This window comes from Mycobacterium sp. 852014-50255_SCH5639931 (assembly GCF_001665605.1).
GTDB lineage: Bacteria > Actinomycetota > Actinomycetes > Mycobacteriales > Mycobacteriaceae > Mycobacterium > Mycobacterium paraffinicum.
The window spans coordinates 1-12,544 of the sequence record NZ_LZSV01000009.1 but is presented as its reverse complement, the minus strand read 5'-3'; the positions used below and the strand labels follow the sequence as shown (position 1 = coordinate 12,544).

Annotated in this window: 11 protein-coding genes and 1 pseudogene; 4 read left to right on the top strand and 8 right to left on the bottom strand. The window is 67.3% G+C overall.

Going from position 1 to position 12,544, the window contains the following annotated elements; genetic code table 11:
• Window positions 1–13 precede the first annotated feature (13 nt).
• Entirely contained in the window at window positions 14–1,336 is a 1,323-nt protein-coding gene (locus tag A5758_RS04190) for a sugar ABC transporter substrate-binding protein (RefSeq protein ID WP_067737051.1), read from the top strand.
• Here A5758_RS04190 and A5758_RS04185 read toward each other — a convergent pair.
• From A5758_RS04185 to ddaH, 4 genes are read right to left on the bottom strand one after another with little or no spacing between them, the layout of a single operon-like run.
• Window positions 1,333–2,211, bottom strand: a complete 879-nt coding sequence (locus A5758_RS04185) for a universal stress protein (RefSeq protein WP_067736878.1) — start codon at window positions 2,209–2,211, stop codon at window positions 1,333–1,335. The genes A5758_RS04190 and A5758_RS04185 overlap by 4 nt on opposite strands.
• Entirely contained in the window at window positions 2,208–3,653 is a 1,446-nt protein-coding gene (locus tag A5758_RS04180; RefSeq protein WP_156622492.1) for an amino acid permease, read from the bottom strand. Before A5758_RS04180 ends, A5758_RS04185 begins: the two co-directional genes overlap by 4 nt.
• A gap of 26 nt (window positions 3,654–3,679) precedes the next feature.
• Window positions 3,680–4,915 carry an ornithine--oxo-acid transaminase gene (gene rocD / locus A5758_RS04175; RefSeq protein WP_067736871.1) on the bottom strand — a complete coding sequence of 412 codons (1,236 nt, stop codon included), beginning with the start codon at window positions 4,913–4,915 and terminating at the stop codon, window positions 3,680–3,682.
• Window positions 4,912–5,757, bottom strand: a complete 846-nt coding sequence (gene ddaH, locus A5758_RS04170) for a dimethylargininase (protein ID WP_067736868.1) — start codon at window positions 5,755–5,757, stop codon at window positions 4,912–4,914. The genes rocD and ddaH overlap by 4 nt, the downstream gene beginning before the upstream one ends.
• Before the next feature lie 111 nt (window positions 5,758–5,868).
• Between ddaH and A5758_RS04165 the strand changes: the two genes are divergently transcribed.
• Complete coding sequence (locus A5758_RS04165) at window positions 5,869–6,315, top strand: Lrp/AsnC family transcriptional regulator (protein ID WP_067736863.1); 447 nt, start codon at window positions 5,869–5,871, stop codon at window positions 6,313–6,315.
• A 66-nt stretch (window positions 6,316–6,381) separates the two neighbouring features.
• Here the strand turns inward: A5758_RS04165 and A5758_RS04160 are convergent, their stop codons facing one another.
• From A5758_RS04160 to A5758_RS04145, 4 genes are read right to left on the bottom strand one after another with little or no spacing between them, the layout of a single operon-like run.
• Window positions 6,382–8,199 (bottom strand): sulfatase-like hydrolase/transferase, encoded by a 1,818-nt coding sequence (locus A5758_RS04160; protein ID WP_082939580.1) that lies wholly within the window; start codon window positions 8,197–8,199, stop codon window positions 6,382–6,384.
• Window positions 8,192–8,653, bottom strand: a complete 462-nt coding sequence (locus A5758_RS04155) for an SRPBCC family protein (RefSeq protein WP_067736855.1) — start codon at window positions 8,651–8,653, stop codon at window positions 8,192–8,194. Before A5758_RS04155 ends, A5758_RS04160 begins: the two co-directional genes overlap by 8 nt.
• 21 nt (window positions 8,654–8,674) lie before the next feature.
• Window positions 8,675–9,526, bottom strand: coding sequence for a CbiQ family ECF transporter T component (locus tag A5758_RS04150; RefSeq protein WP_067736851.1), 852 nt, complete (start codon window positions 9,524–9,526; stop codon window positions 8,675–8,677).
• Window positions 9,523–11,571, bottom strand: a complete 2,049-nt coding sequence (locus A5758_RS04145; protein WP_082939571.1) for an ABC transporter ATP-binding protein — start codon at window positions 11,569–11,571, stop codon at window positions 9,523–9,525. Before A5758_RS04145 ends, A5758_RS04150 begins: the two co-directional genes overlap by 4 nt.
• Window positions 11,572–11,687: 116 nt before the next feature.
• On the opposite strand from A5758_RS04145, the gene A5758_RS04140 reads away from it, so the two are divergent.
• Window positions 11,688–12,161: a MarR family winged helix-turn-helix transcriptional regulator gene (locus A5758_RS04140; protein WP_067736844.1), complete on the top strand. Its 474-nt coding sequence runs from the start codon at window positions 11,688–11,690 to the stop codon at window positions 12,159–12,161.
• Window positions 12,162–12,241: 80 nt separating this feature from the next.
• Window positions 12,242–12,544 (top strand): annotated as a pseudogene (locus tag A5758_RS04135) (ABC transporter); the annotation flags it as partial.

Below are 12,544 nucleotides of genomic sequence, written 5' to 3'. Positions count from 1 at the left end.
CCGTTCGCGCAGCATGAGCCGGCCCCGCTTTTCGACGGTGATGGCCGCGGCGCTCGCGCTGGTCGCGGTGTTGTTGGGTGCGACCGCGGTGCTGCTGGACTACTCCGGCCAGCCACCCGGCGGCAAAGTCGTCGTGACGGTGCGGGTCTGGGCCGAACAGATCGCCGCGGCCTATCGGCAGTCGTTCGAGGCGTTCAATCGCGCGCATCCCGATATCGCGGTGCACACCAGCGTGGTCGCGTATTCGACGTACTTCGACACGCTGCGCACCGATATCGCCGGTGGCAGTGCCGACGATATCTTCTGGCTCTCCAACGCCTATCTGGCCGCCTACGCCGACAGTGGCCGGCTGATGAAGATCGACAGGGCCGCCCCGGCGTGGGATTCGGCGGTCGTCGACCAGTTCACCCGCGGGGGCTCGCTGTGGGGGGTGCCGCAGCTGACCGATGCCGGGATCGCGCTGTATTACAACGCGGACCTGCTCGCCGCGGCCGGCGTCGACCCCGCCCAGCTGAACGGGTTGCGGTGGAGCGCAGCTGACGGGGACACGCTGCGGCCCATGCTCGCCCGGCTCACCCTGGACGCCGACGGACGCCCCGGAAACACGGCGGGTTTCGACGCCGGACGGGTCCGGCAGTGGGGCTACAACGCCGCCAACGACCCGCAGGGTATCTACCTCAACTACATCGGCTCGGCCGGCGGCGTCTTCCAGCGCGGCGACACGTTCGCGTTCGACAATTCCGGTGCCGTGCAAGCCTTCCGCTATCTGGTCGGCCTGATCAACGACGACCACGTCTCGCCGCCCGCGTCCGACACCAACGACAACGGCGACTTCTCGCGCAACCAGTTCCTGGCCGGCAGGATGGCGCTGTTCCAGTCCGGCACCTACAACCTGGCGCCGGTGGCCCGTGATGCCCGCTTCCGCTGGGGGGTGGCGATGATGCCGGTGGGCCCGGCCGGCCGGGTGAGCGTCACCAACGGCATTGCGGCGGCGGGCAATGCCGCGACGAAACATCCCGACGCGGTGCGCCAAGTCCTGGCCTGGATGGGCAGCAAGGAGGGCAATGAGTTCCTGGGGCGCGAGGGTGCGGCCATCCCGGCGGTGCTGTCGGCTCAGCCGGTTTACTTCCATTACTGGTCCGCGAGGGGCGTCGACGTCACACCCTTCTTCGCCGTGCTCAACGGCCCGCGCATCGCGGCTCCCGGCGGCGCCGGCTTCGCCGCCGGTAACGACGCCCTGCGGCCCTATTTCGACGAGATGTTCTTGGGCCGTGGCGATGTCGCGGCAACCCTGAAGCGGGCGCAAGCGGCCGCGAACGCCGCGGCGCAGCGTTAGCCCGGCAGCACCAGCACCGGCACGGGGCTTTCCCGGATGATCTTGGCGCTGCGGGAACCGAGGAAGACCCGCCGGATGTCGCCGCGCGGCCGGGTGCCCAATGCCAGGATCTCGCCCTCCTGCCAATCCGCCTGCTCCAGCGCGTCTTTCCAACTGCGGCCGGTAACTACCTGCAGCGCAACGTCTTCGCTGACGATCCCGTCCGTCTTCAGCTCCTCGAGGATGCCGCGCGCTTGCGACGCCCAGGCCTGCAATACCTCATCTTCGACCTCGAGCCCGACCTCCGGCGGATACATCGTCTTGCCGCGGACCGCAAACGTGATCACCCGCACCGGCACACCGAATCGCTGACCGAACTCGAAGCAGCGCCTCACCACGTCGATCGCATCGGGGGTGGCCGAGTAGGCACAGGTGAGGCGGGTCAATTTGCCTTGGTGCGCAAGGTAATTGCGGGGGCTGATGGCCACCGGAACGGGCGACGCGTGCAGCAGCCAGTCGGCGGTGGAGCCGATCAGCACTTGGCCGTGGCCGCCGCTGGGCAACGAGCCCAGCACCAGCACGTCGGCGTCAATCTCGTGGATGACCTCGAGGAGTCCCCCCGACACCGAGCCGTGCGCGCGGTGCAGGTAAGTGACCTCGATGCCGTCGGCCACCGTGTCCAGGACGCGGCCGGCCTCCTTCGCCGACTCGTCGGCCATGGCGTCGGCCCACAGCTCGTATTCGGCGTCGACGCGGGCGAGCGACGGCGTCAGCCACGGTTTGGGCACAACCGTCACCACGGTGAGCGAGGTGCCACGGGTCCGCGCGATGCGCACGCCCAGGTGCAAACCCGAGAGCCCCACCTTGCCGGCACGGTAGCCGACGACGACGGTCACAGCGCGTCCCGCTCGAGCGCTTCGCTGTTGAGCGCGCTGTGATGGCGGCCCCACACGAAGTAGAAGGCTAACGCGAGCGCGACCCAGCCGCTGAACGCGATCCAGGTGTACCAGTGCAGACTGGCGAGGATGTACCCGCAGGCCAGCACCGAAAGGACGGGCGTGACGGGATAACCGGGAACTTTGAAGCCCCGCGGCAAGTCGGGCTCGCGCACCCGCAAGATGATCACTCCGGCGGATACGACGACGAACGCGGTGAGTGTCCCGATGGACACCATGTCCGCCAACTTTTCCAGCGGTATGAAGGCGGCCAGCGCAGAGGCTGCGATGGCCACGATCACCGTATTGCCCACCGGCGTCATGGTGTTCGTGTTCACGCGCGCGAAGCGCGTTGGCAGCAGCCCGTCGCGTCCCATTGCGAACAGGATGCGGGTCTGCCCATACATGCTGACCAGGGTGACGGAGAATATCGAGATGACAGCGCCCGCGGCCAGAATCGTGCTGGCCCAGCTGCCACGGGTGACGTTGTCGAGGATGGTGGCCAGGCCGGCCTCCTGCTGCCCGGCGAAGTCCTGCCACGGCTGAGTGCCCAGTGCGGCGAGGGCAACGAACACGTAGACGCTGGTGACCGTCACCAGCGCCGCAATCAGCGCGCGCGGCATGGTTTTCTGCGGGTTCTTCACCTCGTCTCCGGCGGTAGACACGGCGTCAAGGCCGATATAGGAGAAGAAGATGGTGCCGGCGGCGGAGCCGATGCCGGCAGCGCCGAATGGCGCGAAGCCGCGGAGATGGCTCGCGTCGAAGGCGGTGAACGCGACGATCGCGAAGATGACCAGAACCCCCAGCTTGATCAGCACCATGATCGTGTTGACCCTGGCTGACTCGCTGGCGCCGCGGATGAGCAGCAGTGCGCACATCCCGATCAAGATGATCGCCGGGAGATTCAACCAGCCGGGCCGCGCATCCCACGGCGCGGCCGACAAGACATGCGGCAACTGGAAACCGAAGACATTGCTGAGCAGCTTGTTGAGATAGCCGCTCCAGTTCACCGCGACCGCGGCGGTCGACACCCCGTATTCGAGCAGCAGGCAGGCCGCCACCCCCATCGCGACGACCTCGCCCAGAGTTGTGTACGCATAGGAATAGGAAGAGCCGGAAACGGGCACCGCGGAAGCCAATTCGGCGTAGCAGATGGCCGCGAGTCCGGCCGCGAGTCCGGCGATGAGGAACGACAGAATCACTCCGGGACCGGCTTCCGGCACGGCTTGAGACATGACGAAGAAGATGCCCGTCCCGACCGTCGATCCGACCCCGAACATGGTCAGCTGAAAGGTGCCGATGGTCCGCTTGAGGTGGTCCGCGGCCCCATGGGCGACGGGCGTGCCGACGACCGGGCGGCGCCGCAGCATCTGCTCTGTCAGGCTGATCGACGTGGGTGGCAATGGCCCCTCCTTGCTCGATCAGCTGATTATGGGCCAGCCTCCCGCAACGCCATAGCGAACTGCTCAATCGCCCAGTCGATCTCCTGCTCGCCGATCACCAGCGGTGGCGCGAACCGCAAGGTCGACCCGTGAGTGTCCTTCACCAACACACCACGATCGGCCAGCCGAAGACTCAGCTGCTTGCCGCTCCCGAGCGCGGGGTCCACGTCGACGCCGGCCCACAGTCCCAGGCCGCGCACCGCCAGCACGCCGTGGCCCATCAGTTCGCGCAGGCGCGCGTGCAGGCGCGCGCCTAACTGCGCCGAGCGGGCTTGAAACTCTCCGCGGCCCAGCATGGAAACCACGGTGGTGCCGATGGCGACCGCCAACGGGTTACCGCCAAAGGTGGAGCCGTGTTCGCCCGGATGCAGCACCCCCAGGACCTCCTTGTCGGCGACCACCGCCGACAAGGGAACCACGCCGCCGCCCAGCGCCTTGCCGAGCAGGTAGATATCCGGCACCACGCCCCAGTGATCGCAGGCGAAGGTGTGCCCCGTGCGCGCGAGGCCGGACTGAATCTCGTCGGCGATCATCAGCACGTCGTGCTCGCTGCACAGGGCACGCACGGTCGGCAGGTAGTCGTCGGGCGGAACGACGATGCCCGCCTCGCCCTGGATCGGCTCGAGCAGGACCGCGACGGTGTCGTCGTCGATCGCGCGGGCCAGCGCGGCGGCGTCCCCGAAGGGCACGGAGCGGAATCCCGGGGTGAACGGTCCGAATCCGTCCCGCGCCGCGGGATCCGAGGAGAAGCTGACGATGCTGATCGTGCGGCCGTGGAAGTTGTTGTCCGCCACGATGATGTTGGCCCGCCCGTCGGCAACGCCCTTGACCTCGGCGCCCCACTTGCGGGCGACCTTGAGACCGCTCTCCACGGCTTCGGCGCCCGAGTTCATCGGCAACACCAGGTCTTTACCGCACAGCCGGGCAAGGGCGGCGCAGAACGGGCCGAGGGTGTCGGAATGGAACGCGCGGCTCACCAACGTGACGGTGTCGAGCTGGGCGTGGGCCGCCGCGGTGATCTCGGGGTTGCGATGGCCGAAGTTGACCGCCGAATAGGCGGCCAGGCAATCCAGATAGCGCCGGCCCTCCACGTCGGTGATCCACGCACCCTCGGCGCTGGCCGCCACCACGGGTAACGGCGAATAGTTGTGCGCCGCATAGCGTTCGACCAGGCCGATCGCCGTCTCGGTTTGGGTCGAAGTCCGTGCGTCGAGGATCGTCACGGAAACACCTCCAATGTGCAGCACTTGACCGAACCACCGCCCTTGAGGAGCTCGGACAGGTCGACGCCGACCGGCTCGAAACCGGCCTCACGCAGCTGTGCGGCGAAACCCGTTGCCGCGGCGGGGAGGACGACGTGCAGGCCGTCGGAGACGACGTTGAGGCCGAGCACGAACGCGTCGGCGCTTCCGACCACGATCGCGTCGGGAAACAGGGCCTGCAGTTGGTCCTGCGCGGCCGCGCTGAACGCCGGCGGGTAGAACGCGACGGTGCGGTCGTCGAGAACCGCGAGCGCGGTGTCGAGGTGATAGAAGCGCGGATCCACCAACTCGAGCGAGACGACCGGCACCCGCAGCGCCGTGGAGATTTCCGGGTGCGCACGCCGGTCGGTGCGAAAGCCGTAGCCCGCCAACACCGTTTCCCCGATCATCAGCAAGTCGCCCTGCCCCTCGTTGATATGCCGGGTGGACACCGGCCGGTACCCGAGTGAGGACATCCATTCGGCGTAGGCACGTGATTCGCCCGCCCGCTCGGCGAATCGAAACCTCGCGACGATCGCGACGTCGCGCGCGACGAATCCGCCGTTGGCGGCGTACACCATGTCCGGCAGCCCGGGCACGGGCTCGACCACCTCCACCCGGTGCCCCAACCGCAGGTAGGTTCTGCGCAGGGCATCCCATTGGGCCACCGCGACACCGACGTCGACGGGCGTGGCGATGTCCATCCAGGGGTTGATCGCGTACTCCACCGCAAAAAATTCCGGCGGCGTCATCGCGTACCGGCGGGCCCGCGGCGTTCGCACGAGCTTGGCAGTCGCGGGTGCCGACACGTACGAATCCGTCATAGATCAACGGTATTTCCGCCACCGCAAACAAGCAAACGACGTTTCTTGCGCGTCTATAGTCGATTTATTGCGCGATAGCGCGTGTCACGGCGATTTATTAAGGAGTCACGGATGGACCGCTTGAATGAGACGGACGAGCGCATCCTCGCCGAGTTGACCAGAAATGCACGGGCCACCTTCGCGGAAATCGGCCAGACGGTGAACCTCTCGGCGCCGGCGGTCAAGCGCCGCGTCGACCGGATGCTCGACGATGGGGTGATCAGGGGCTTCACAACGGTCGTCGACCCTAGCTCGCTCGGCTGGAAGACAGAGGCCTACGTGCAGGTGTTCTGCCACGGCACGATCGAGCCCGATCGGCTCCGGGCGGCGTGGGTGGACATGCCCGAGGTGGTCAGCGCGGCAACAGTCACCGGCACGTCGGATGCGATCCTGCACGTGCTGGCCCGCGACATGCGTCATCTGGAGGCGGCCCTCGAACGCATCCGCTCGAGCGCGGACATCGAACGCAGCGAAAGCATCGTCGTGCTGTCGAACCTCATCGACCGGATGCGAACTTGAGACGCGGTCGCGCGCAGCGCGCGCGTAACGACACGGCGAAATTCCAGTCGATCATTCGCAGTCCCGTTACGCTCGCGGCGTCAGCGCCTTTCGAACGAGGCGCTTCAGCCTCGACGGTCGCGGCGTCGGCGGCCGGCGAGACGCATAGGGCCACGGATGGTTTCGCTCCGGGACGGAACTGGCCCTGGCCTGCTTGAGCTCGGTCCGCAGATGCTGACGCACGCTGTGCAGATCCGGGTCGGTCCAACGGTTGATCGCTTCGATCGGGTCCGCGGTGAGGTCATATAGCTCCCACTGATCGTCGAGCGGGGAAGTCCGGTAGGCCTCTCCCCCGAGCCCATTGGCCGCCAAGTGCCGCACTCCTGGCTCCGTCCATGTGCTCGGGTCGTCGAAAGTGCGCACCAGCTTCCAGAGATGGCCTGCGCCACCGGTAGCCGTCGCCTCGTCGACGCGGACCACCAGCCCCTCGAAGTTGGAGGCGGTGTGGGCGGGGATCCGGATGCGCAGCGGCGCAGGCGGATCGACGGTCCGCTTCAGGCGGCGAGCCAATCCCGAAGCGCCGCTGTCCCCTTCGAGCATGTTGTCGCGGGTCATCAGATAGACGGCGCGGGTCTCGTCGGCCGCGGCACCGTCCACGATGGGCATGAGGTTCCGCCCGGGCAGCTGATGCACTTCCGAGAACGACGGGGCCAGCGTGGCGGTCGCCGCCGCGACATCGACGCCCGCCACCGCCAGCAGCGTGGGGACCAGGTCGACGTGTGAGGTGGGTGCGGTGACCACCCGTGGCCGCGTCGAGCGCTCACCGATGCGCGCGATGACGAAGGGGACGCGGGTGGCCTCGTCGTAGAGGTTGAACCACTTCTGGTGCAGACCGCCGTGGGCGCCCAGCAGGTCGCCGTGATCGGCCGTGCGCACCAAAACAGCGTTGCGCGAGCCGCCTTCGGTGACGGCCCGCCTGACGCGGTCGATCGGTCCGTCCACCTCGGCGTGCAGCCGGTAATACAGGTCGCGGTAGCGCTGCGCGTTGCGTCCGTAGGTCCGCTCGATGGCGGGCGCGGGGCCGTAGCCGGAGTAGTAGGCCTCGCGAAAGGCGATCTGTGCCGCCGGTTTCGTGGACAGGTCTTCGGCCGCGGTGGGCGCGGCGGGCACCGCGGGCGGGTCGAGTGGCGACGGCTTGACCGGGCTCCGCCGCGACCAGGTCGGGAACAGCACGATGTCGTGGGGATTGACGAAGCTGGCGACCAGGAGGAACGGGCGCAGCGCGGCGGGGTCGCCGTCGCGGCGCCGGGCGTAGCGGTCGGCGAGCCACGCGACCACCCGGTCGGCGATCAGCGGGTCGCGGCGGATACCGGCGTCGGCCAGCGCCGCCCCATGCGGCTCCGGGCCGACCCACCCCGAGAATCCGAACGGCCCCAACGGATCCGCCTCCAGGTAGCGCCGCACCGCGGCGGCGTCGACGACACCGTTCTCATCGTTGGTCGCCAGCGGCCCACCGGTCCTCGGGTCGGTGAGGTCGGCGTGCGAGATGTGCCACTTGCCGTCGTAGTGGGTGTCGTAGCCGGCCGCCCGCAGCCAATTGCCCAGCGTGGGCACTTCGGCCTGGCGCAGCCAGCGCATGCGCGAATCGCCTGCGGTCTTTCCGATGCCGTCGGTCTGGGTGACGCCGTGCAAGTCGGGATAGTGCCCGGTGAAAATCGTTGGGCGGCTTGGCACGCAGGCCAACGAGCCGGTGTAGTGCCGAGTGAAGCTGACGCCGTGGTCGTCGAACCACTTACGACCGGTCAGCGCCCGGTCGCGCCAGGCGAGCACGTCGGGAGCCTCGTACGGCGGCACCGCGCGCTCCTCGTCCGTCATGACGACGATGACATCGGGTCGATCAGACACCAGCATGCTCCAATCGATTCGCAAGCGCGGCGAGCGTTGATTCGGACTGTCGCGCGAGGACACGGCACAGGACCCGTTCGGCCAGCTTTTGCATTGGGTGGGGCCCGATTTCGACGGTGCTGGTGAGGGTCACCGCCGTCGCGGCGGCCGAATCGCCGGCGCCGGGGGCCAGCGTCCAGCGGTTGGACAACCTGCGCAGGCGCCTGGGCAGGCCTTCGATGTCGTAGCCGAGGGCGCGGGGCGGGTCGAACTCGGTGATGCGCTCGACGAGGGCGTCGCGGTTGACCTGCACCCGCCGGGCGGTCCCGACGGAACCTCCGTCCGGTGCGGAAATCAAGATGCACGAGTGGTCGACATTGCCGGCCCACGAACTGATCGCCCCGAAGTCCGCGAGCGTCTCCCATATGTCACCGATGCGAGCCGCGATCGTGCGAGTCCGGTGGATGTCGGCCACGCGCTCACGCTACGCGAATGATCAGCGAGTCAGGTGGAATATCGTCTCGATCGCCACCGCGGCACCGCCGATCGCCAGGGCGACCGCGAGCGTCGCCCAATCACCGAATCTCGGCCGCGCCGGATCGGCGGAGAGTTGACCGATGCCGCCGCGAGCGGTGATCGCGTCGCCCATCTCATCGGCACGCCGCAGGGTCACCACGATGGCGGCGGCAACCAAGTCGATCGAGTTGCCCGTCGTCTGCCGAACCCGAGCCTTGCGACCCTGCGGCATGTGGTTGGGCCGCAATCGACGAGCGGCGTAGAGCACCTGAAATTCCTCGATCAACAACGGGAAGGCGCGTAGCGCCAGGGCCAAGGCCACCGCCCACTCGTCGACCGGAATCCGCAGCCATTTGAACGGGCGGCCCAAAATGGCCAGCGCCGGCGCGATTTCGGCGACGTTGGTGGTCCAGGACACCATGGCCCCCAGCCCGAGCAGAACGACCGACAGCGCGGTGATCCGCAGGAAGTTCAACGCTCCGCCGACCCAGATGTTGACGCCGTGAATCGAGATCATCGGACTACCGCCGGCCAACGCCGCGGTCACAAAACCCAATGCCAGGAGGACCCACAGCCACCGCGGAATCGAAGGAACCGCACCCCGCGGGATATGTGCGATCCAGACCGCCGCCACCACGAGCACGGCCACCGCCCCGATGGTCACCCAACCCGGATATAGGGTCAGCAACACCGAAACACCGAATACCACCAGCAGTTTGGTGCCGGCCCACAAGTTGTGAATGGCCGACCTTCCGGGAACCGGAACCAGCAGCACCACCGGACGAGAACTGCGCCGTTTTCTACCTGATGCGGAGGATGAGGTTGCGGTCACGCCACACCCCCGGCCGCGGCGGTGGCCGACAAAGACTGCAGCGCGCCATTCTGCAGATGCAAGACCCGCGGGCACACCTCTTCCAAACCGACGAAGTCATGCGAGATAACCACTACGGTCAGGCCCCGGTGACGGCGCAGATCGGCCAGCAGACGCAGCAGGCCCCGCTGGCTGCCGATGTCCAACCCGGCCAACGGCTCGTCGAGGATCAACACCCGTGGCGAACACGCCAGCAGTCCGGCCAGCACCACCCGTCGCATCTCGCCACCGCTGAGCTGGTCGATGCGGCGATTGCCCATCGCGGGTTCCAGTCCGACCGCGCCCAGAGCAGCGGCCACGCGGTTCACGTCACGCTCCGAAAACCCTGCCACGGAAGCGATTTCCAGGCCGACGTGGCTGCGCATCAATTGCAGCCTCGCCGTCTGAAACGACAACCCCACCGCGCCGACGTGCTCACGGATGGGCTCGCCGTCAAGCAAGCAGGCACCGCCGGTGGGAACGGTCAGCCCGGCCATGATCCACGCCAGCGTCGACTTGCCCGACCCGTTGCCGCCGTGGATCAAAATCCCGTCGCCCTGTTCCACTACGAAGCTGATACCGCGCAGCGCGGTCTTCTGCCAGGGTGTGCCGCTGTTGTATTCGTGTCGGACGTCGACGATTTCGAGTACCGGCTTGGTGAAGGCCCGCTTGACTGCGATGGCCGGCGACGGGGGCGGGGGCGTCTCGACTATGCCGGCATTATCCGGGGAATCGCTGAGGTTGATGATCCGGTCCGCCGACGCGGCCTCGTTGTCGAAATGCGTGATGTGCACCAGCGCGGTCCGATGCCGTTGGGGCAGCCCTGAGAGCACATTCAACAGGACGCTACGGCCCTGTTGATCGACCATGCTGGTGAACTCGTCAGCGATCAAAAGCGCCGGTTCCCGAGCGAGCGCCGCGGCCAGAGCCAGGCGCTGCAGTTCTCCGCCGGACAAGCTGCCGGTATCACGCTCGGCAAAACCCTCGAGGCCTACTTCGCGGAGCAAATGGTCGACATCGACCTCGGTGCCCGGCGGCAGCCCCCAGACCACATCGTCGGCGACCCGGGTTCCCAAGACCTGGCTCTTCGGGTGCTGCAGAACAAGCGCCGTGCCGCCCAACATGCCCAAGCCCACCGCGCCCGGGCGCTGCACGGTGCCCGTCGTCGGTTGTCGACCCGCCAAAATCAGCGTCAACGTCGTCTTTCCGGAACCGTTCGCGCCGATGACGGCAACGTGTTCTCCGACTTGGAGTTCGAGGCTGATTTCGCGCAGCGCGTCTTGCTTCGCGTGCGGGTAGCGGAACCGCACCTTTTCCAACCGCACCGGCACCGGCCCGATCGCGGCGCCGGGCGCCTCGTCCGGAGCGTCGAGTTTATGCACGTCCGGAACGTTGCCCATCCGGTCCAGCAGGCGCGAAAGCGCCCACCAACCGATCAACGACGAGAACATCACACCGTAGGTGACATAGCCGAGCAGCAGCCACGGCCAGTAATGCAGCCCGAATTCGAAGCATCGCTTCACGTCGGCGCCGAGCCATTGCAGGTCCACCCGGCTGAGGAATGCGACAACACCATCCACGTTGGCCGTCATCACCTGAAAAATCAGATGTCGCAGCCGATTCAGCACCATCAACATGCCGACCGTTGCGATGGCGACAGCGACCCCGGCGACGAAGGACGAGACGAGCACCGTTGGGGTGCCCCTGCCCCTGCGTTTCACGAACCCGGTCAACCCGCCGATGTATGCACAGTTGACGACGGTCAGGAAACCGCCCAGTCCGGAGATGAGGAAGGCGATCATTCCGGCAGCAAATGTCGCGGCGAGCAGCACTCGCAGCCGGTAACGGTAGGCCAGCAGCCCTATCGGCACGGTGCCCAGCAGCGCCAATCCCTGGGCGAACGGAATCACCCCGGCGATGATCGCGATTACCGCGCAGAGCGCCCCCATGACCGATGCCTGTGCCAATTCGGCCGGTTGTAGAGGACCACCCCGACGGCGCGAACGGACGGGGCGACGGGCATTCACTTCACTGATTGTGCCAGGGCGCGGCGCCAAGTCGCTTCATCACACTGAGTAACTTTCGACCCGGTTCGGTCGGCCGCCACTCGTCTCACTTAGCAAAGCTATGGAACTATGGATACATGGACAGAGTTGTCGAGACCGCAAACATCGAGGCCCAACAGCTGGGCGCGGATTTGCTCGCCGTTGTGGCGCGGCTCAACCGGCTGGCCACCCAGCGGATCCAGATGCCCTTGCCTGCGGCCCAGGCCAGGCTGCTTGCCACGATCGAAGCGCACGGAGAGGCGCGGATCGGCGACCTCGCCGCCGTCGATCACTGCTCGCAACCGACCATGACCACGCAGGTGCGCCGGCTCGAGGATGCCGGGCTGGTCACCCGAACCGTGGACCCGGGCGACGCCCGCGCCGTCCGGATCCGCATCACCCCCCAGGGGAAGCGCACGCTCAACGCGGTTCGCGCCGACCGTGCCGCCGCGATCGAACCGCAACTGGCGTTGCTCGAGCCGGTGGACCGCCAAGTGCTGACGGACGCGGTCAAGGTATTGCGCCGGGTTCTCGACAATGCATCGGTGGGCGGCCGGCGTAACACGCTGTGATCGCAGGACCCCGGTGGATGGACGGCGACCGGCGGGTAGACACTAGGTCGAGCTGACCGGCGTGACGAAAGGTGGCGGCCATGCGGCCCGAGGCTTCCGCGTTCAGAGCCTCCCCGTTGACCGTTTGGGTCGGGTCGATGAGGTTCGACTTCGCCCCGGGCCGAGACGTGATCGTCGGCTACGGCCCGGGCAGCGACATCGCCCTCGAGCGGTTCCTGAATCCGGCGTCGCCGCCGCCACCGCCGCGGCCTGAGGTGGTGTTACGTTTCGCCGGCACCCACTGGGTGGCCATCGACTTGAGCCACAACGGCATCTTCGTCGACGGTGCACGGGCATCGACGGTGAACATTCGCGACGGTCAGGCGATGTCTCTTATACACATC